Origin of the sequence: Kineothrix sp. MSJ-39 (assembly GCF_018917935.1) — a bacterium.
Lineage (GTDB): Bacteria > Bacillota > Clostridia > Lachnospirales > Lachnospiraceae > CAG-194.
The window spans coordinates 1-18,668 of sequence record NZ_JAHLPN010000029.1; the positions used below are offsets into that span (position 1 = coordinate 1).

The window sequence follows — 18,668 nt, forward strand, 5'->3', positions numbered from 1 at the left end:
CCGATTGCCCGAATAGTAACTTTAAAGCTTGTTTTACAGGCGGAAATTTTCGCCTGCTCTTGACATGCTCGAATCGACACTGTTATATATAAAGCAAGGGCTGAATGCTCATTTGAGAGCCTTCAGCCCAATCATTATCATAGAAGATTACATTTACAGAGTTTTATTCACACACTCGAAAGACTAATATGTTGCTTTTTTAAGTAATATTCAAACGCCTATATAATACAACAGCAGGAAATCTGTATATAGACCTCCTGCTGTATTTTTAATTTGTATATATCAACTCATGAATCACAATTTCTTCTGCCCGGCTCTGAATGCTATTCATTTTCCGTATCCATCCAAGCTGGTCTGTAGATTTCATATGCTCAGTTAATCCTTCCCTCTTCGCCATCTGTTCCATAAGCCGGTCCAACATTTCATGACATTCTTCATCTAGTTCTTCAAGTTGTTTCCATAATTTTTCAGTAATAACCAGGTGGAGATATTCTGATGGGTAATTTTCACATAAATATTTCTGACGCATTCTGCCATATTTACCAATATTATAACTACTGCCATCATCTAATGAAACATCTGGTATCAGATAGTCACCTTTCCAATGATATGTTAATTCCATACGCAATCGCCTCCTTTGTGTTATGATATACAGGTAAGAAAAAATCATCACCTTCTTTTCTACAACATCTGCACTTTCATTCACCACAAATGAGCCAGCCGCCTATGTTGTGTATTATCAGATGTAGAAACCCGCTAAGTTAACAACATTTGCGATGATATCTGACATCTACAGTTCACAGCATATCACTTCATTGCCATATGCCTGCGCAGTATCAATGTGTCTGTAACCGATCTCTGTTGCTGCCTTCACTGCATCTGCGACTACCGCATCGTCTATAAACCAGGTACCCAGCCCTAACTGTGGGATTGTTACGCCATTGTTTAATGTGATTTTGTTTGTATACATTGTTATTTCTCCTTTCAAAAATGACACTATCATGATCTGATAGTGCCATTCTAATACCTATAGTTAACTTTAGGTCAAGCCTTTTATTACAATTTTTTATAAATCAAATTCAAAGGAAAAATAATATGCATAATCATTTTCCGGGATATACTCCCCGGTCTCATATGCCTCAATACCTACTGACTCTATTGCATTTTCTCCATACAACAGTGTAACCAGTCCCTGCTCCTCATTATATCGGATCTGTGTTTTCGCATCGATCCCCGACGCAGACCTGGCATAATAGAGCCGGTTTTTCACACCTTCCAGGATCGGCAGATCCGTGTACATCTTGGCACTCTGATCGGCCGCGATCAGCTTGACCTCAAACCGTTCAAAATCCGGAACGATCGCAAACATTCCGCCTTCGGGGATATCCGCATTCTCATACAGCCGCATGATCTCGTCTTTACTGGTGAGCTTTCCTTTCTCATAAGTCGAAACATAGATTGTCAGCTGCTGAAATGGCTTGGACACCTTATACCTATAAAGGAATGCGCCATCCATTCCGGCTAAAAGCTGTGCCGTCTTCATTTCCGCGCTTTCCGGGTCAACAGGCTCCACGTAATTCTGCGGTCCGTGTTCCCGGTAAAATACAACTGCCAGAAACAGCACGATCACACCGGTAAATACCAGAAGTCCGCCTATGATACGTTTTAAAACCTTCTGACGACGCTTTCCATCTGTCGTAACCTGCAAAAGATTATCCTCCGACTTCTGCTGCAGGTCATCCTGCCCGATGTCTTCTCCGGCAAGAAATTCATTCAGACTGATCCCAAGTATCTCGCAAAGCGGGCTGTATACAGAAACATCCGGCAGACAGATGCCACGTTCCCATTTGGAAACCGATTTATCGCTCATACCGAGCTGCTCCGCCACCTGCCTCTGTGTCAGCCCCAGTGCTTTTCTTTTTTCTGCAATATATTTCCCGATTTTTACAAGATCCATTCCTATTCTCCTTTTCAAGCAATGGTAGCAATTCTTCTGTATAGATCATACGATTTTCTATCGGAAATTCACACCCCTTAGAAGTAGAATCGGGAATTTATCGGCTTTTTCCCCGGTCTGCATTAAAATGCAGCCTTATAAATCGCTACAATATCTTCCTTGCTGAGCGGTACAAAAGAACCCTTGGAACCATCACAGGCTTTCTGCGCCATAACATCAAAGTTGCTGTCATCCGTAATACCAACTGCCCGCAGATTCTTTGGAAGTCCCATCGTTTCAAAGAAGAAAGTCTTCAGGGCATCGATTCCTGCATGTGCAAGTGCATACTCGTCATCCCCGGAAAGTCCCCAGACATTTTTGGCAAATTCCACAAACATCGGCAGTGTGGCATCATTTAAAATATGCTCCATCCAGGCAGGCGTCAGGATCGCAAGCCCTTCTCCATGCGTAATATCATAAAAAGCACTCAGTTCATGTTCCATCGGATGTACGCACCAGGCCGGAGAACAACCGTCTCCCACAACACCGTTGATCGCATGTGTGCCTGCCCACATCAGATTGGCACGCGCTTCATAATTATCCGGCTCTGCAAGTGCGATCGGACCGTTTTTGATCATGGTGCGCAGCAGTCCCTCTGCCATAAATTTCTGGCAGTCTGCATTTTCCATGGAGAAATAATTTTCCATCGTGTGGCTCATCATATCAGCCGTTCCGGCTGCTGTCTGCTTTTTAGATACAGAATACGTATATTCAGGATTTAAGATTGACATGGTCGGAACCATGTATGGAGATCCTGTGCCCCATTTTTCATTTTTCGTCAGATCGGAAATCACCGCAAACGGATCCATTTCTGTTCCGGTTGCAGAAAGTGTCAGAATATCAAAGATCGGAAGTGCTGCCTTGATCTTCGTCGCATCTAAGACAAGATCCCATGCATCACCGTCATACTTTGCACCTGCAGCGATTACCTTAGAGCAATCAATCGTACTGCCGCCGCCAATGGCAAGCACCATATCAATGCCTTCCTCTTTGCAGATCGCAACGCCCTTTCTGACTGTTTCAATACGCGGATTCGGTTCTACGCCGCTAAGTTCAAATACTGTAAGTGCCGCATCCTTTAAAAGCTGCATTGCAGTATCATAAATACCGTTTTTCTTGATCGATCCACCGCCATACACAAGAAGGACTTTATCACCATATTCCTTCAGTTCTGATAAGTAGGAAATGGTATCCTTTCCAAAATGGATTTTGGTTGGAATCTGAAGTGTAAAATTGTACATAAGCTTTCCCTCCGTTTCTTTCCTGTCAGCAGGAAATCAATTTCATACGATCATTTTTGATCTGCCTTTATTATACAAAAAAATGGGAAGTTTCTCTATAAAATTTCTCTTAATTATTATGCCGCTTTCTTTAACAATCTGGCATAGCTCTGATCGATCCCGATTGCTCCGAGCGGTGCAGTCAGGATGATCGCCAGAACCGCTACCGATAAAACCGTCTTACCGCAGGCAAGTCCTGCTGCCAGCGGAACAGACCCAATCGCAGCCTGCACGGTTGCTTTTGGCAGATAAGCGATCATGCAGAACCATCTTTCCTTCCGGTTCAATTTTGTTCCCGCCACACTAAGCAGAACGCCGATCGTACGGAATACAAGTGCCCCAAAGATCAGCAGAACCGCCTGCAGTCCTGCGCCTAATGTATACCTGATATCCACAGCAGCACCTACCAGAACAAACAAGATCACCTCTGCTGCCAGCCACAGCTTCCCAAATTTCTCAGACAACCGTTTTGAAACAAACGCCGTACTTTTCAGTCTGATCACACACGCCATACTGACAACCGCAAGCAGACCAGAAACCGCAATCGTTCCTTCCAGCCAGCCTTCTATCGCGATCAGCAAAAAAGAAACGCCCAGTACGATGATCACTTTCATACTGTTTCTGATGCAATGCTTTTTTGCGTATGCCGTTTCAAAGAACAGACACAGTAAAAAGCCAAAGATACCGCCAAGCAGGATCCCAAGCACAATAGAAACCGGAATATTTACAAAATCAAGCACATTGGCGGTTCCGCCCTGTGCCATGCTCAAAAAAGTCGTAAACAGCACGATCACAAAAATATCATCACAGGAAGCCCCTGCCATGATCATCTGCGGGATTGCTTTCTCGGTTCCATATTTTCGTTCCATCAGGCTAACCATGCGAGGCACAACGACCGCCGGTGAAACCGCTGCCAGAACCGCTCCCATAACCGCTGCCTCGATATGATTAACACCCAGAAGCATCGGTGCCAGCAGAATATAACCAATGATCTCACAACTGGCAGGTACAAAGGAAAGCATGACCGCCGATCTGCCTGCTTTTTTCAGATCCTGCAGATCCAGTGAAAGCCCGGCCTTCAATAAAATAATGATCAGTGCCATTTTTCTGAGTTCTGCGGAAATCCCCAGAATAGAAGGATCTAACAGATCCAGCACATAAGGTCCTAAAATAATACCGGTTGCCAGCATACCAATGATACGCGGCAGTTTGATTTTCTGGCAGATGGCTCCCATTGCCAGTCCTACCAGGAAAATGAGTGATAATGATGTCAGCATATTGCTCCTCCTTATTGCTTACGCAGAAGTTTCGCTCAAAATAAAAAAGCTGATACTTCTGCGACATAATATCGTAGAAGTCATCAGCTCTGTAAGCAGTTTAGGTTTCCCAAGGGAGAACTTCATTCCCTACGCTGTAAAATATAACAGTGTTTTATTTCTTTGTCAAGCCGGCTAACTTGCTCAGGCACTCAAGTGCTTTTTCCAGTGTCTTTTCATCCTTTGCAAAATGCAGGCGGATCAGGTTGTTGACCGGCTCTTTGAAAAAGCTTGATCCCGGTACTGCTGCCACACCGATATGCGCGATCATCCATTCACAAAACTGCAGATCCGTATAACCGGCAAACTGTGGCAGATCCAGAAATTCCTGAATATCCACGAGTACAAAATACGTTCCCTGCGGCACATTGTGCTGCAAACCGATCCGGTCCAGTCCCTGCAGGAAATAATCTCTTTTTTCCGTATATTTTTCAAGTAACTCTCTATAATAGCTTTCGCCAAACTTCAGTCCGACAGTTGCAGCCTCCTGCAGTGGTGCAGCAGCACCGACCGTCAGAAAATCATGCACCTTTCTGGCAGCTTCGATCACATGGGCAGGGCCGATCAGATAACCCAGACGCCATCCGGTGATCGAGTAAGTCTTAGATAACGAATTACAAGTAATTGTATGCTCGTACATACCGGGCAGTGATGCCATACAGATATGCTTTGCCGGTTCATACACAATATGCTCGTATACTTCATCCGTTACCACAAAAGCATCATATTGCAATGCCAGGTTACCTATTGCTAACAATTCTTCTTCCGTAAATACCTTGCCACACGGATTGGACGGATTACATACGATAATTGCCTTTGCACCATCCTGAAATCCCTTTTCCACCAGAGAAATATCAAACTCGTAGGTTGGCGGAACCAACGGAATGTAAATCGGCTCTGCCCCGGAAAGTATCGCATCAGCTCCGTAATTTTCATAAAACGGAGAAAATACCATTACCTTATCTCCCGGATTACAGATCGTCATCATTGCACACATCATGGCTTCTGTTCCGCCACAGGTCACGACGATCTCGGTATTCGGATCAATGCTGCGTCCGATCGCTTTTCCCTGTTTTTCAGCCAGTGCTTCCCTGAAATTCTGTGCGCCGTAAGTCACCGCATACTGATGCGGGCCTTTCTTTGCCACTTCAGCAAGTGCATCCGTGATCTCCTTTGGCGGATCAAATTCCGGGAATCCCTGTGATAAATTGATTGCTCCATACTGATTACAGATCCTTGTCATCCGGCGGATAACGGAATCTGTGAATGTATCTACTCGATTACTTAATTTTGGCATAACTCTCTCCTTTGTCCAATATCTGCTTCAGTTTCTGCGCCGCCACACTCATGGGGCGTTTCCTGTCATATACCATACATACATAGCGCTCCGGGATTTGCTCTTTTAACTTGATCTGAACCACCTCATGCTTCGCCAACGCATCTTCTGCCATTTCCTCCGGCAGAAAAGCAAGTCCCAGCTCACTTTTCACAAGTGGCAGCACCTGATCGGTCGTCGCAGCCTCCGTATCCGGAATGATCTCCACCCCATATTTTAAAAAGAGTTGATTGTAAAAATGATAAGTTGTTGTCTCTTTTCCGAGGCAGATATAAGGATACTCTTTTAAATCTTTTAAAGATAACTCCTGACTTCCCATCGCCGTAAATGTCCTGCCGCCGATCAAAATATCCCGAAATGCCTTCAATCGGATTTCTTTCAACGGAGCTTCCACATCAACCGGTGTTGTAATAACCGCAAAATCCGTTTCCCCGCTTCGTACCGCATTGATTGCCTGCGGCGTGGAATGATTACATATCTTCAGTTGTACCCCCGGATATGCAATATGAAATTTTTTCAGTCTGTCAAGCAGATAAATATTCAATGCAATTTCACTTGCTCCAATAGAAATACTGCCATGCTCCAGTCCGACACTTTCCGCAAGTTCCTCTTCTGCCTGCTGGATCTGCATCATGGCTGCAGAAACTCTTGTATACAGCCGCTCCCCTTCCGGTGTCAGAAAAGCTCCCCGGTTCGTACGAATAAAAAGCGTACAGTTGACTTCCTGCTCCAGACAGTTCATTGCCCGTGTGATATTGGGCTGGCTGTTATGCAAAATATTGGCAGCTTTTGTAAAATTATTGTACTTTGCCACATAATAAAATATTTTGTAATACTCAAAATTGACATCCATACCATATTTTCCCTTGCCATATCAAATACTTATTTTTGCCATATCAATAATATCTTTTACTTATTTCTGATACCCCATTATAATCACTGCAGAATCAAAAAACAATAGATGGAGGTAAAAAATATGTTAACTGCTGTGACTGGAATTAACTGGGGTGACGAAGGAAAAGGACGTGTCATTGATCTTCTTGCAGAACAGGCAGATGTTGTCGTCCGCTATCAGGGAGGAAACAATGCCGGACATACCGTTGTTACCGATCAGGGAAAATTTGTACTCAATCTGCTTCCTTCCGGTATTTTACATCCAAATGTCGTCTGTATCCTCGGAGATGGCATGGTTGTAGATCTGGAACATCTGGAAAACGAAATTTCACAGATCCAGAAAAATGGAGTTCTGGTATCTCCTTCTAATCTGAAATTATCCACAAGAGCTACCATTTCCATGCCCTGGCACCGGGTGCAGGATGAACTGGAAGAAGACAGACTTGCAAAATCCGGATCCGCCTTCGGTTCTACCAGACGTGGTATTGCATATGCCTACAGTGATAAATATCGTAAAAAAACAATTCGTCTCGGCGATCTTCTGCATCTGGAGGATGAAGCCATGCAGGCACGGCTGAAAACCATACTGGAATCCAAGAATCTGGAACTTGCAGGCTGCTACCATCAGGAACCGATGTCCTATTCCGCACTTTTATCCTGGTGTCAAAAGCAGGCGCAGCGTTTTGCTCCTTATATTTGTGATACAGGACATTATCTGGAACAGGCACTGCTCAACGGCAAAAAAGTGGTTCTGGAGGCGCAGCTCGGTGCAATGAGAGATATTGATTACGGTATCTTTCCTTATACTTCCAGCTCTTCTACGATTTCAGCTTACGGTCCGATCGGAGCCGGTATTCCCGGTACAAAACTCGACCATGTGGTAGGCGTTTTGAAAGCCTATTCTACCTGCGTCGGTGCAGGCCCGTTTGTAGCAGAAAGTGCCATGTCAGACTCCTGGATGAAAGCACTCAGGGACTATGGCGGAGAATATGGTGCAGCAACCGGACGTCCACGTCGTGTCGGACCTTTTGATGCTGTTGCAAGCCGCTATGGACTGAAATGTCAGAAAGCAGATAAAATTGCCCTGACCAAACTTGATGTACTGAGCGCATTCAGTGAGATCCCGATCATTACCGGCTATCACAAAAATGGAACCATTACCAAAACCTTTGACCCACTGGATAATCTAAATGATTATCAACCTGTTATCGAATATCTGCCGGGCTGGACAGAAGATATTTCCGCCTGTGAAAGCTGGGAACAGCTCCCGGACAATGCCAAAGCCTATGTTGCCTATCTAGAGAAGCAACTGGATCATGAAATACAGTTCGTTTCTGTCGGTGCCAAACGGGAACAGTATATCGTAAAAGGAGAATGGGTATGAGACATTTGATCGATCCTCTTGATTTTACCAAAGAAGAAACACTGTGGGTTCTGGATCTTGCCGACCGGATCAAAGCAGATCCTTCCATCTATTCCCATGTGGGAGACGGAAAAAAGCTTGCTACTCTTTTTTATGAGCCAAGTACCCGGACCCGCCTTTCCTTTGAATCTGCCATGCTCAGCCTTGGCGGACAGACTCTCGGATTTGCCGGTGCTAACCAATCCAGTGCCACAAAAGGAGAAACTATCGCAGATACTGCACGCGTTGTCAGCTGCTATGCTGATATCATTGCCATGCGTCACCCAAAGGAGGGGGCGCCGCTGCGTGCTTCCATGTATGCAAAGGTTCCCATCATTAATGCCGGCGACGGTGGACATAACCATCCTTCCCAGACACTGATCGACATGATGACGATCCGTCAGCGAAAAGGCAGACTGGATCATCTTACCATAGGCTTTTGCGGCGATCTGAAATTCGGCCGTACCGTACATTCTCTCGTAAACAGCCTCGTCCGTTTTCCCGGCAATGCATTTTACTTTATTTCCCCGGATGAGCTGCGGGTTCCCGAATATCTGGTGGAGGACACTTTAAAACCATCCAATACCACTTATCATGAGGTAACTGATCTGGAAGAAACAATTCCGAAGCTGGATGTCCTGTATATGACGAGAGTACAAAAGGAGCGTTTCTTCAACGAAGAAGATTATATCCGTTTGAAGGGCACTTACATCCTGACTGCAGATAAACTAAAGCTGGCTGCTCCCGATATGCCTGTTCTGCATCCACTCCCAAGAGTCGATGAAATCACACTTGATGTAGATGATGACAGCCGGGCAGCCTATTTCGATCAGGTACAAAACGGTGTATATCTGCGAATGGCACTCATCATGTCACTGCTCGGTATCCCTGATCCACAAACAAAGGAGGAAATACTTTCATGTTAAAGGTTGAATCCATACAAAATGGAATTGTAATCGATCATATTACCGCGGGAAAAGGGATGGAAATCTACCACCTTCTCGATCTGGAGGCTTCCGGTCAGTCCGTCGCACTTTTACAAAATGCAAAAAGCCGGAAATACGGAACAAAAGACCTGATCAAGATCGAAGGTACCACCATACCGTCCCGGCTGGATATTTTAGGCTACCTGGATGACAAGATCACCCTTATCTATATCCAGAACGGTACAGTAGACAAAAAGGTACATCCTGTACCACCAAAGGAACTGAAAAATGTGATCCGATGTCAGAATCCCCGCTGTATTACCAGTATTGAGACGGACTGCGATCATATCTTCCGTATGTCCTCCTCCGGAAAATACAGATGTATCTATTGTAACCAGGAAATTCATATGAAAAGCCATTCACACTCAGACAAAAGCGTCATGATAAGGAGATGATCTTATGGCACTGGTATTACCAAGGGAAGAAGAAGTGGAAAATATGTTCTCCAGGATCCTTTCTTCAGAGGAATCCTGTGAAAGACTGATGGAAACCTTTTATGATCATTTATGTGATGACAAAAGAGAAATGGACGCTGATCCACAGCATTTTGCGGAAGTGTTACTCAATGCTTACAAAAACGGAGATGTCAGTGCTCTTTTACTTGAGCTCTGCAACAGAAGTATGTTTGATCTGTTAAAGGAGGCTTACCTGATTCCCCGCCGTTTCCATGGAAAAAGCGGTGCGAATCCCGTTCTGCTCACAGATGCTGAAGGGAATCTGCTGCCCAATAAGTCAGACAAAGTTACCCGGCATGAATATAAAAAATTCCATGAAATCTATGAGGCACACCATGTTGCACCCCGTTCCAAACTGTATCTGGCAGATGGATATCATCTGGTCCGCTATTATACAACAGGAATGCAGATCTGCGAAAAACAGGAGGACAAAGAAAGAGGCATTTTAATCCTTTATGCACTTCCTGATACAAAGAAACTGCATCTGACGGAAGCACAGGCTTACGATATTATCTGGTCTACCTTTCAGGATATCCAAAAAGAAGCCTTCTCTGCTATCGTCTTCTATGGACAGGATACCGGCCTAAAATCCGGTAAAAGCTTTGATGAACTCGGCGTTTTATTACCGATCCACCAGTTTGAATCTAATATGCTCCATCATATGCGTGCCATAGACGGTCTTGTATTATCCTGTCGCGAAGAAATGATTAAGTTAGCTGGAAGCAACAGCTTAGACCTGACATCAGAATAAGGAGTACATGATGAAAGCTTCTACTGTCACAATACCTGTCAAAAAAAATCATATGGAGATCCACTGGCATGATTACGCAGATGTTAAAAATCCCGTTCCGATCGCCAAAGCCGGTCTGGATGCCAAAGCATCCGTGATCGGAAGAGTTGGCATTATGATGCTCGCCTGTGGAACAGGAGCCTGGCGTGTGCGCAGCTCCATGAATGAATTATCAGAACTGATGAATATTACCTGCACCGTGGATATCGGGCTGATGTCCATTAATTATACTTGTTTTGACGGCGACAGCAGTTTTACACAATCTCTTTGTCTGACAAATACCGGTGTCAATACATCTCAGCTGAATCGTCTTGAGAAATTTGTGATCCATTTTCAGGAAAAAGAACTGCTGCTAAGCTGCGATGAAATTCATTCCGCACTGGATGACATTGAGCGCATCCACAGCCTGTATTCTCCGGTTGCACTGGCTGTTTCCGCTGCCTTGGCATGTGGTGCTTTTACTTTTCTGCTTGGCGGCGGTATGATCGAGATGCTTTGTGCCTTCATTGGCGCAGGAATCGGTAATTATATCCGCTGTAAGCTGACGAAGCATCATTTTACTTTATTTTTGTGCATTATCTCCTCTGTTTCCGCTGCCTGTTTTACCTACACAGTGCTCCTAAAATTCCTGCAGCTTGTTTTTGAAGTAAATCTGCAACATGAAGCGGGCTATATCTGTTCCATGCTGTTCATTATTCCGGGCTTTCCATTTATTACAAGTGGAATTGACCTTGCCAAGCTGGATATGCGTTCCGGTATAGAACGACTTATGTATTCCCTGATCATTATTACGGTTGCGACTATGACCGCCTGGATCCTTGCCATGCTGCTCGGGCTGAAACCAATTCCGTTTCTTCCTCTGAACCTGGCACTGTGGCAGATGATCCTGCTTCGTTTATTAGCCGGGTTCTGTGGCGTCTTTGGATTTTCCATGATGTTCAACAGTCCTGTCCGGCTTGCCGCAGCAGCGGGGCTGATCGGTGCTGTCTCTAATACAATGAGACTGGAACTCATCGATCTTTTCTCCCTTCCCCCGGCTGCAGCGGCATTTATTGGTGCCTTTATCGCGGGTATCCTCGCTTCCACATTAAAAGGACTGTCCGGATATCCTCGTATATCCATCACAGTCCCTTCCATTGTTATTATGGTTCCGGGCTTATACCTGTATAAGGGCTTTTACAATCTGGGCGTTATGAACCTGACTGTCGCCGCCTCATGGCTTGCTTCCGCACTGCTTGTTATCCTTGCACTGCCATTTGGTCTGATCTTTGCCCGCATTATCACAGATAAAACCTTCCGCTATTGTACCTGATCTCTCCTACAGCTTTACCCGCATAAAAGAATGATGCATTGCCGGTAATATTTTCTCGATCAGGTCAGAAGTCTTAAAACGGATGCTGGATGTGTTGATACACGGATGGCATCCGATCATTTCTCCCGAAAGCACATCCTCATCGATCAAAAGCTGCACCTGATCTTCCGTATCATTCATCAGTCCCATCACACTGACAGAGCCAGGTGTGATATCCAGAAACTTCTCCATGTATTCCGGCTTTGCAAAGGAAAGTCTTGCCGAACCGATCTGCGCAGACAGATCCTTTGTATGAAATGTCTTTGTATCTGGGATCATCAGCAGATAAAATGCTGTTTCCTGTCTGTTACACAAAAACAGATTCTTGCAGACAGTTGCCTGCAGCATCTCATCTACCTCCTTACAGTCCTCCATCGTCATCGCAGGCGCATGATCGATGCGCTCATACGAAATACCAAGCTGATCCAGCAGATCATATGTCCTGATCTCCTTTTCCAGCCTGCCTGTTGTATCCTGTGGTCTTCCTTTTTGTAATTCCATATGTAATGCTTCCTCCTCGTAGGTATGATATCCTTCTATTATTTCCTGATCACCGCCACAGCGCACGGCACTTTGCCATCGCACCATGTATAGGTTACATCCTGATACCCTGCATCTGCAAAAAACTTTTGATAGGAAGTGAGGGTAAATGCTCTTTTAAAATCAGCTCCTGCTTTTCCGATCTGCGCCGTGATCGCATTCTTTTCTCCCTTTTCATTCTCATTCATATAAGTCGGGATAATGATCCTGCCACCTTTTTTACAGACACGGTCAAGCTCCTGCAGTGCCTTATACGGTTCCTCAAGCAAATGAATGACATTCGCCGCTACAACCACATCAAACCTCTCCGCTGCGAAATCGATCTGCAATATGTTACCCTGCTGAAACGTTACATTATGATATCTTGCACATTTTTTCTCTGCTCTTTTCAACATCGGCAGGGAAAGATCCGTTGCGATCAGGCTCTTACATTTCCCGGCGATCACACCACTCAGCATACCTGTTCCGCATGCACATTCCAATACCTCATCTGCCGGCTGGATCAGATCCGCTATCACTGCACATAAGGTCTGATGTGTTTTTCTGTTTATAATGTTTGTGAAAATATCGTAAACACCCGCTACCTTGTCCCAGAACATAGCCTTTCCTCCTACTGATTCATCAACCATGCAAACGCCTTTGCTGTTCGTAAAACAGGCTCTTTGAAATGTCCTCCTGGATTCCATTCCAGTGTACACAAATGTCCGCTCGTCTGCAGATGCGCATAACCTGCCCGGATGCACGCTCCCACCTGTGCCATAACCGGATTTTTGGTCTTTTCTTCCTTCTCGCCCAGACTCAGATAAACCTTTTCCGCTCTTATCTCATGCTCTTTCATATAAGGGATAAAGCCCGGAAACCAGACAGAAGGTGAAGCTGCTGCCACACCTGAAAACAGATCCGTCTGGTAAGCCGCCCACAACGAAAAAAGCCCGGCAAGAGAATAACCACCGATATAATAGGTTTTACTCCGATCTACACACAGCTTCTTGATTTCTTCCAGTGTCTGTGCTGCCCCGTCTCCAAAGTCTTCCGTACCATATACAGCAGGGGCTTTCCACGGCGTAAGTTCCTGATTCCACGCATCCACCTTTGCCGCAATAAGAGAAAAGGGGCATTCGGTCATTTTCTGTATCTCTCTGACTTCGTCCTCTACTGTAGGCAGATCATGCTCTCCCACAAGCTGGATCAGCACATTCTCTGCCGCCTGCTCACCATATTGATATATTGTCATATTGCTTACCTGACATATCCACAACCGTTTCTGACCGGCTGTTCTTCTCCCGAAACATAATGTGTTCTGAATGCCATATTGCATTCACGCAGCTCCATCTTACCGTCAATATATGGCTGGTACATTTCCAGAATGCCCGGCGCACACCCATCACAGCCACCCTCTATATTTCCAAGTGATTCTGCTACGATTGCTTCTCTTTCTTCCTTTGTTGTATCTTTGATCAGTAAACTTTTCATGAGTTTTCTCCTTTTTGAATAAATTCTGCAATTTTTCTCATTTGATCTATGGTATCCTTATAAGGAACATATTCATCAGAAAAATAACTTGTTATAGACTGATAATCTTCCTTATAAAAATCCTCATCACAAAATTTATTTATTATTTCAGGAACATCTGTCCGATCTTCCGCAGAAGGACAGTTTTTCATCAGCTTTCGATGCAAACGTATTTCTTCATACATTTCAATAAATGTATTTGTAAACTTAATTTTGCTCGTCAATTTATATATATCATAAAGATGTCTAGAGTAACGCTTTGATTTTCCCTGCATATAATAATCGCAGAGGGCAAATATCTTATCAATATAGGTTCTCTCAATGGCTTGCAATTTCATTTCAAATTCATCTAATGCAAAACGTTCAATTAAATCATATCGATCTCTTCTCTTTAAAAAATCTCCTATATAACTTCCAATTACTACGATTTCTGTTGGAAATGCATAAGATCCTAGTGCAGTTTCAAGCCTGACATGAGACAACATCCTATCATCCTCCAATCCCCATATTGATTCATAAGTAAAACAATAAGCATTATAGTCTCTATCACTTTGTGTTTCTTCCCAATTGGATATAGGCATTTCAAGTTCTTCACTTATATTTTTTAAAATATCGTTCTTTAGTTTTTTTCTGCGGGCTTCTCCTATATGCTCATCAAAAGTAATATCAATATCCTCTGAAAAACGATTTATTACTTTAAATCCCTTTGATAATGATGTACCACCCTTAAAAACTACATTCTCTAGTTTCTGAGATAACAATTTCAATATCATAGTCACATAATAGTCTTTTTCTATCACAACAACAGCACGACCTGTTTCTTCAGCCACCTGCTCTACTATCTCTTTGAAGGTTTCTTTATCTTTATGCAGATACATACGCCACCTCTGTTTCATAAATCGCTTTATATATCTTTAGTGGATAATATGCCAGAAATCGATCTATCTGTTCCTTTGTAATTCTATGCTCCATAGCATATTGTGTAAGAATTTTTCCGCAAACCTCCATATTTTCCTCTGCTGCCTTATCTATATCCTTTAAGCAGTCCAAAAATTGAAGCACATATGCATTTTCTTCCGTAATTTCTACCGCCGGTCTACGAATAATATATTTTCGGTTTTTAACACTAATTTCCCGCACTTGTGCCGGTGCATAATTGCTGGTTATTTCTTCTTTTAACGGAACTTGCGTTGATAATCCAAGACGATTTGCAAGTGTATATCCTGAATAAAAGCCAACTCTTTTTCCTCTTCGCGAAATATATTTATGCAATACAACTGTTTCTGCTGATAAAACTGCTTTTTCTCCCAGAATGCTCATCTTTGGAATATAATATATCCCCGATTCAAATCTGCTAAGCATTCCTTCATCAGTCAATTTCTTCAAATGATATCTGATATTTTCTTCTGACATTCCCTCAATAAAAATATCTGCAAGAAAAATTGGTTCTCCCTTGTCATAATTTTGAATCAAATAATCATATAACATATAATCGTATCCTTTCAAAAAGTAAATATTTTCTTTACTTATTGTTAGTATACCCAATTAATCAATTTTTCTCAATACTTTTTAAAGCTCTAATTTCTTTAATAGAAAATCTTCTCCCACTGCTCTTTTGTCATTCTATTTGTATGTCCCACTCTCGTTTCATTGAGCAGTGGCACCGGAACATTTTCACAAGTATGATGATAAACAAATCCGACCTTTTCCTGCACTCGTTTCGACTTTTGATTGCCATCATAATAGCCGCACCATATGGTATGCATTCCAAGATCCTCAAAGCCGTGACGCAGAATCTCTCTGACAGCCTCCGGTACATAACCTCTGCCCCAGAATGGCTGTCCAAGCCAATACCCCAGTTCACACTCGTCATCCCGGTCTGTCATATCTGTATGCCCGTTCAATATCAGTTCGATTGCACCGATAGCTTTCCCATTCTCTTTTTCACAGATGGCATAACTTTCCGCACCATTAAGCACATTTCTGATTACTTGCAGACTTTCTTCTACTGATTTATGTGGCTGCCAGCCTGCGATTGGACCTATCTCCATAATTCCATTTGCCATATCTTAGCTCTGGCAAACTAAAACAGCTTTTCCATTATTCGCAATACATGCAAATAGTCCCATTTGACAACTTAAATCCATTTTTTTCATAAAACTTAGCTGCCGGGGCATACTCACTTGTATAAAGAACAATTCCTACAAGTCCTTTATCTTTACTGTAGCCTTTAACAGCATTCAATAGTTGCTTACCTATTCCTTGCCCTTGTCGTTCGGGGAGTACCGCCATCTCATTAATGTAAATCTCCTTTTTGCTTCCAGAAATCTTACAAAGTGCAAATATACATCCTGATACCGCTTCATTTTCCTCATATACATACCCAACAAATCTTTTCTGTTCAAAAAAATCTTGAAGATATTCTGTTGCGTTTTCTGCTGTCCAATCTATTCCCCAATGCTCCATAGGGAATGCTTTTGCATAAATCATGCCACATTGTGCTAAGTCACTGTCTTTCATAATTCTAATCATTTTATTACCTCATCTGCCAATCCCAATTTACAAACTGTAAAAACTTCGATTTAACTTTCCATTAATTTAATTGCTTCATCAACAGACACACATGTAGCAAATCTCTTTGGCCACATCATATCATTGTAATATTTATAGGTTTCCTCTCCAGTCATATAGTCGTTATCAAATGTTGAATTTGCCCCTTGCGGAACAATTACTTTATATCCTCTTTCAAAAGCAGATTTCACAGTTGCATCTATACAGAAGTTTGTCTGTAGTCCTACTATCATTAATGTATTTTCATCCTTAATATAATCTGTAAAATCTTTATTTCCAAAACAACTATTGATATTTTTTATAAATATCTTTTCCCCATCCTTTGGAATCACTTGTTCTGCAATTTCGAATTCTTCATCACCGATTGAAAATCCCGTTCCTGGTCCATCATCATGTTGAAAATAGATAACCTCTATTTGATTATCTCTGGCTGCTTTTATAATTCTTGTAGTAGCATCAATAAACGCTTCAAAATTAAAAAGTCTACTATCTGTTATTCCTTTTTGTATATCTATCACAAGTAGTTTCATTCGTTTCTCCTTTACACATAAAATTTCGATTTTTTCTCTGATCAACTGAAAGTTGAGGTTACCCTGCCTAATTATAAATTTGCCAAGAACTCTCCTATGCATTTATTCACAAAATCAGGATTATCAACATTAGAATTATGTGCTGCATTGGGAATCCAAGTAATTTCTATGCCAGTTCTTTTTGACCATTCTTTATTATACTGTTTTACTTTTCCTGTATTATCCTTTTCTCCTACCAATAGTAGCAACGGACAATGTATCTGTAATTCCTTGTTATCATCTAAAAATCCCGCATAACCAATCCCCATCAAATGACATAGTTCTGCTTTTTCATAATCACTAACCATTTCAAGCATATTTTCTCGTCCTGCTTTTGTAACAGCATTTTGTTTTGCCATAGATATTTTAAGCATTTTTTCCGAAAATGGTTTGCACATCCATTCTATCTGTTTTAACCACCAAATATCTGATTTAGAATAATAATTACCAAATGGCGTTGAATCTATTGACACAAATCCTATTACCATTTCAGGATATCTTGAAATGAAAGACTGTGCGATATAACCACCCATTGATTGTCCAATCAACACAACTTGTTTAATTTGCAATTTATTCAATATTTGTAACATCACGACAACTGCATCCTCATACGAAAAATTTGAATATGGTCTTGATTTTCCATGTGCAGGTGCATCCCATACTATCACATTATATTCGCCACTCAAAAAATCAATCTGCTTACCAAACATTGCATGATTTGCAGTTAATCCATGTAAAAGGAAAACTGTCCTTTTAGTAAAATCAATATTGGTATACCAATAATATACAGACCCTTTTTTGCATTCTAATACCGCTTGATACATATTTTTATACCTCTTCACAAAATCCCGATTCATCACATGTGTTCAACGCACCTAATCAAACTTAAATACATTAAGCCCTGTTTCTTCATCATAAACTCTGTCAACTTTTCCATCAATGACCGTAATTACCATCTCACAGGTTGCACTCACGACAGCTCTGTTCAAATGTCCTCCAAACACTTCACCTTTCTCATTTCCGGCACTCATATGAAGATGCGCATAATATTCCCCATTCATCGTATTGATCGTACCTGTCAGTGATGTAATTTCATAATATCCTTTAAAACTGTTTGAGTAATATTTCTTCTCATCTGTCTTATATACTCCGACCGTGAAATCATTGATAGCTCCAAGAGCATTGATACTGGCAAGCTTTATATTCTCATTTATAGCAATTGCTTTCAGTTGCTCTAAAATCTCCTCCCCTTTGTCAATTCTCGCTATTATTGTATTTTCAAATTTTCTGTATTCCATTTTGTTTCTCCCTTCTGTCAGTATCTTATTACTGCCTGTATTTTTTTCTTCTTAGTTGCTGCTTCAACTTCCCATTCAAAGTCTTTTTGCCTTATAAATTCTGGCAGGCGGATAACGAAAATCCAGTTAAATGAATTTTTGTCCGTGTAGTCTGTGCCATCCATATTGTCCTGCCAGCAAAATCCTTCAAGTGGCGGAACTACATATTCAAAAAATCCGTCAATTTTGTAGTCTGTCTTGTAACTCATTTTTATGTAGGATTACAATACATGTGTTACAACTGAATAATTAAAAAGCAGAGATACTCTCTTTGTGTTATATTTTAGTCACCACAACAAAAATTAACTTAAAAGGAGTTCTCTGCTATGGCTA

At 42.2% G+C, this 18,668-nt stretch carries 23 protein-coding genes, 1 pseudogene and 1 riboswitch; of the genes and pseudogenes, 5 read left to right on the forward strand and 19 right to left on the reverse strand.

Going from position 1 to position 18,668, the window contains the following annotated elements; genetic code table 11:
- Positions 1-268: 268 nt before the first annotated feature.
- From KQI22_RS13100 to KQI22_RS13130, 7 genes are all read right to left on the reverse strand, one after another.
- Entirely contained in the window at positions 269-622 is a 354-nt protein-coding gene (locus KQI22_RS13100; protein ID WP_216553133.1) for a TnpV protein, read from the reverse strand.
- Positions 623-790: 168 nt separating this feature from the next.
- Positions 791-970, reverse strand: coding sequence for an aldo/keto reductase (locus KQI22_RS13105; protein WP_330623386.1), 180 nt, complete (start codon positions 968-970; stop codon positions 791-793).
- A 96-nt stretch (positions 971-1,066) separates the two neighbouring features.
- Positions 1,067-1,957, reverse strand: coding sequence for a helix-turn-helix domain-containing protein (locus KQI22_RS13110; protein ID WP_216553138.1), 891 nt, complete (start codon positions 1,955-1,957; stop codon positions 1,067-1,069).
- A 122-nt stretch (positions 1,958-2,079) separates the two neighbouring features.
- Positions 2,080-3,237 carry an iron-containing alcohol dehydrogenase gene (locus tag KQI22_RS13115; protein ID WP_216553141.1) on the reverse strand — a complete coding sequence of 386 codons (1,158 nt, stop codon included), beginning with the start codon at positions 3,235-3,237 and terminating at the stop codon, positions 2,080-2,082.
- Between the two features lie 116 nt (positions 3,238-3,353).
- Positions 3,354-4,553 carry a cation:proton antiporter gene (locus tag KQI22_RS13120; protein WP_216553144.1) on the reverse strand — a complete coding sequence of 400 codons (1,200 nt, stop codon included), beginning with the start codon at positions 4,551-4,553 and terminating at the stop codon, positions 3,354-3,356.
- A gap of 67 nt (positions 4,554-4,620) precedes the next feature.
- A riboswitch (Fluoride riboswitch) is annotated at positions 4,621-4,692 on the reverse strand.
- 15 nt (positions 4,693-4,707) lie between these two features.
- The gene (locus tag KQI22_RS13125) at positions 4,708-5,889 is read right to left on the reverse strand and encodes a pyridoxal phosphate-dependent aminotransferase (protein ID WP_216553146.1); all 1,182 of its coding nucleotides are present in this window, start codon (positions 5,887-5,889) and stop codon (positions 4,708-4,710) included.
- Complete coding sequence (locus tag KQI22_RS13130) at positions 5,873-6,781, reverse strand: LysR family transcriptional regulator (RefSeq protein ID WP_216553149.1); 909 nt, start codon at positions 6,779-6,781, stop codon at positions 5,873-5,875. The genes KQI22_RS13125 and KQI22_RS13130 overlap by 17 nt, the downstream gene beginning before the upstream one ends.
- 123 nt (positions 6,782-6,904) lie before the next feature.
- On the opposite strand from KQI22_RS13130, the gene KQI22_RS13135 reads away from it, so the two are divergent.
- From KQI22_RS13135 to KQI22_RS13155, 5 genes are read left to right on the forward strand one after another with little or no spacing between them, the layout of a single operon-like run.
- Positions 6,905-8,206 carry an adenylosuccinate synthase gene (locus KQI22_RS13135; protein ID WP_216553152.1) on the forward strand — a complete coding sequence of 434 codons (1,302 nt, stop codon included), beginning with the start codon at positions 6,905-6,907 and terminating at the stop codon, positions 8,204-8,206.
- Positions 8,203-9,150, forward strand: a complete 948-nt coding sequence (gene pyrB / locus KQI22_RS13140; protein WP_216553155.1) for an aspartate carbamoyltransferase — start codon at positions 8,203-8,205, stop codon at positions 9,148-9,150. The genes KQI22_RS13135 and pyrB overlap by 4 nt, the downstream gene beginning before the upstream one ends.
- Entirely contained in the window at positions 9,144-9,605 is a 462-nt protein-coding gene (locus KQI22_RS13145) for an aspartate carbamoyltransferase regulatory subunit (protein ID WP_216553158.1), read from the forward strand. Before pyrB ends, KQI22_RS13145 begins: the two co-directional genes overlap by 7 nt.
- Before the next feature lie 4 nt (positions 9,606-9,609).
- The gene (locus tag KQI22_RS13150) at positions 9,610-10,416 is read left to right on the forward strand and encodes a DUF4866 domain-containing protein (protein WP_216553161.1); all 807 of its coding nucleotides are present in this window, start codon (positions 9,610-9,612) and stop codon (positions 10,414-10,416) included.
- A gap of 10 nt (positions 10,417-10,426) precedes the next feature.
- Entirely contained in the window at positions 10,427-11,767 is a 1,341-nt protein-coding gene (locus KQI22_RS13155) for a threonine/serine ThrE exporter family protein (protein WP_216553164.1), read from the forward strand.
- A gap of 6 nt (positions 11,768-11,773) precedes the next feature.
- Here the strand turns inward: KQI22_RS13155 and KQI22_RS13160 are convergent, their stop codons facing one another.
- The 12 genes and pseudogenes from KQI22_RS13160 to KQI22_RS13215 all read right to left on the reverse strand — a co-directional run.
- A complete protein-coding gene (locus tag KQI22_RS13160) occupies positions 11,774-12,307 on the reverse strand; it encodes a prolyl-tRNA synthetase associated domain-containing protein (RefSeq protein ID WP_216553167.1) in 534 nt (177 codons plus the stop codon).
- 38 nt (positions 12,308-12,345) lie between these two features.
- A complete protein-coding gene (locus KQI22_RS13165) occupies positions 12,346-12,945 on the reverse strand; it encodes a class I SAM-dependent methyltransferase (protein ID WP_216553170.1) in 600 nt (199 codons plus the stop codon).
- Positions 12,946-12,956: 11 nt separating this feature from the next.
- On the reverse strand, positions 12,957-13,580 hold the full coding sequence (locus KQI22_RS13170; RefSeq protein ID WP_216553173.1) for an esterase: 624 nt from the start codon (positions 13,578-13,580) through the stop codon (positions 12,957-12,959).
- A 5-nt stretch (positions 13,581-13,585) separates the two neighbouring features.
- On the reverse strand, positions 13,586-13,819 hold the full coding sequence (locus KQI22_RS13175) for a hypothetical protein (RefSeq protein ID WP_022003438.1): 234 nt from the start codon (positions 13,817-13,819) through the stop codon (positions 13,586-13,588).
- Positions 13,816-14,754: a nucleotidyl transferase AbiEii/AbiGii toxin family protein gene (locus tag KQI22_RS13180; RefSeq protein WP_216553176.1), complete on the reverse strand. Its 939-nt coding sequence runs from the start codon at positions 14,752-14,754 to the stop codon at positions 13,816-13,818. Before KQI22_RS13180 ends, KQI22_RS13175 begins: the two co-directional genes overlap by 4 nt.
- On the reverse strand, positions 14,723-15,346 hold the full coding sequence (locus tag KQI22_RS13185) for a DUF6088 family protein (protein WP_216553179.1): 624 nt from the start codon (positions 15,344-15,346) through the stop codon (positions 14,723-14,725). Before KQI22_RS13185 ends, KQI22_RS13180 begins: the two co-directional genes overlap by 32 nt.
- 98 nt (positions 15,347-15,444) lie before the next feature.
- Positions 15,445-15,924 (reverse strand): GNAT family N-acetyltransferase, encoded by a 480-nt coding sequence (locus KQI22_RS13190; protein WP_216553182.1) that lies wholly within the window; start codon positions 15,922-15,924, stop codon positions 15,445-15,447.
- Positions 15,925-15,958: 34 nt separating this feature from the next.
- Positions 15,959-16,390 (reverse strand): GNAT family N-acetyltransferase, encoded by a 432-nt coding sequence (locus KQI22_RS13195; protein ID WP_216553186.1) that lies wholly within the window; start codon positions 16,388-16,390, stop codon positions 15,959-15,961.
- A 50-nt stretch (positions 16,391-16,440) separates the two neighbouring features.
- On the reverse strand, positions 16,441-16,959 hold the full coding sequence (locus tag KQI22_RS13200) for a cysteine hydrolase family protein (RefSeq protein ID WP_216553189.1): 519 nt from the start codon (positions 16,957-16,959) through the stop codon (positions 16,441-16,443).
- 71 nt (positions 16,960-17,030) lie between these two features.
- Positions 17,031-17,822 carry an alpha/beta fold hydrolase gene (locus KQI22_RS13205; protein WP_216553192.1) on the reverse strand — a complete coding sequence of 264 codons (792 nt, stop codon included), beginning with the start codon at positions 17,820-17,822 and terminating at the stop codon, positions 17,031-17,033.
- 51 nt (positions 17,823-17,873) lie between these two features.
- A complete protein-coding gene (locus KQI22_RS13210) occupies positions 17,874-18,296 on the reverse strand; it encodes a PPC domain-containing DNA-binding protein (RefSeq protein WP_216553195.1) in 423 nt (140 codons plus the stop codon).
- Between the two features lie 38 nt (positions 18,297-18,334).
- Positions 18,335-18,550: pseudogene (locus tag KQI22_RS13215) on the reverse strand (GyrI-like domain-containing protein); the annotation flags it as partial.
- Positions 18,551-18,668: the final 118 nt, after the last annotated feature.

Excerpts from the sequence above, each read along its gene's own strand:
- KQI22_RS13100 (WP_216553133.1), bottom strand. The coding sequence starts at position 622 with ATGGAATTAACATATCATTGGAAAGGTGACTATCTGATACCAGATGTT.
- KQI22_RS13105 (WP_330623386.1), bottom strand. The coding sequence starts at position 970 with ATGTATACAAACAAAATCACATTAAACAATGGCGTAACAATCCCACAG.
- KQI22_RS13110 (WP_216553138.1), bottom strand. The coding sequence starts at position 1,957 with ATGGATCTTGTAAAAATCGGGAAATATATTGCAGAAAAAAGAAAAGCA.
- KQI22_RS13115 (WP_216553141.1), bottom strand. The coding sequence starts at position 3,237 with ATGTACAATTTTACACTTCAGATTCCAACCAAAATCCATTTTGGAAAG.
- KQI22_RS13120 (WP_216553144.1), bottom strand. The coding sequence starts at position 4,553 with ATGCTGACATCATTATCACTCATTTTCCTGGTAGGACTGGCAATGGGA.
- KQI22_RS13125 (WP_216553146.1), bottom strand. The coding sequence starts at position 5,889 with ATGCCAAAATTAAGTAATCGAGTAGATACATTCACAGATTCCGTTATC.
- KQI22_RS13130 (WP_216553149.1), bottom strand. The coding sequence starts at position 6,781 with ATGGATGTCAATTTTGAGTATTACAAAATATTTTATTATGTGGCAAAG.
- KQI22_RS13135 (WP_216553152.1), top strand. The coding sequence starts at position 6,905 with ATGTTAACTGCTGTGACTGGAATTAACTGGGGTGACGAAGGAAAAGGA.
- pyrB (WP_216553155.1), top strand. The coding sequence starts at position 8,203 with ATGAGACATTTGATCGATCCTCTTGATTTTACCAAAGAAGAAACACTG.
- KQI22_RS13145 (WP_216553158.1), top strand. The coding sequence starts at position 9,144 with ATGTTAAAGGTTGAATCCATACAAAATGGAATTGTAATCGATCATATT.
- KQI22_RS13150 (WP_216553161.1), top strand. The coding sequence starts at position 9,610 with ATGGCACTGGTATTACCAAGGGAAGAAGAAGTGGAAAATATGTTCTCC.
- KQI22_RS13155 (WP_216553164.1), top strand. The coding sequence starts at position 10,427 with ATGAAAGCTTCTACTGTCACAATACCTGTCAAAAAAAATCATATGGAG.
- KQI22_RS13160 (WP_216553167.1), bottom strand. The coding sequence starts at position 12,307 with ATGGAATTACAAAAAGGAAGACCACAGGATACAACAGGCAGGCTGGAA.
- KQI22_RS13165 (WP_216553170.1), bottom strand. The coding sequence starts at position 12,945 with ATGTTCTGGGACAAGGTAGCGGGTGTTTACGATATTTTCACAAACATT.
- KQI22_RS13170 (WP_216553173.1), bottom strand. The coding sequence starts at position 13,580 with ATGACAATATATCAATATGGTGAGCAGGCGGCAGAGAATGTGCTGATC.
- KQI22_RS13175 (WP_022003438.1), bottom strand. The coding sequence starts at position 13,819 with ATGAAAAGTTTACTGATCAAAGATACAACAAAGGAAGAAAGAGAAGCA.
- KQI22_RS13180 (WP_216553176.1), bottom strand. The coding sequence starts at position 14,754 with ATGAAACAGAGGTGGCGTATGTATCTGCATAAAGATAAAGAAACCTTC.
- KQI22_RS13185 (WP_216553179.1), bottom strand. The coding sequence starts at position 15,346 with ATGTTATATGATTATTTGATTCAAAATTATGACAAGGGAGAACCAATT.
- KQI22_RS13190 (WP_216553182.1), bottom strand. The coding sequence starts at position 15,924 with ATGGCAAATGGAATTATGGAGATAGGTCCAATCGCAGGCTGGCAGCCA.
- KQI22_RS13195 (WP_216553186.1), bottom strand. The coding sequence starts at position 16,390 with ATGATTAGAATTATGAAAGACAGTGACTTAGCACAATGTGGCATGATT.
- KQI22_RS13200 (WP_216553189.1), bottom strand. The coding sequence starts at position 16,959 with ATGAAACTACTTGTGATAGATATACAAAAAGGAATAACAGATAGTAGA.
- KQI22_RS13205 (WP_216553192.1), bottom strand. The coding sequence starts at position 17,822 with ATGTATCAAGCGGTATTAGAATGCAAAAAAGGGTCTGTATATTATTGG.
- KQI22_RS13210 (WP_216553195.1), bottom strand. The coding sequence starts at position 18,296 with ATGGAATACAGAAAATTTGAAAATACAATAATAGCGAGAATTGACAAA.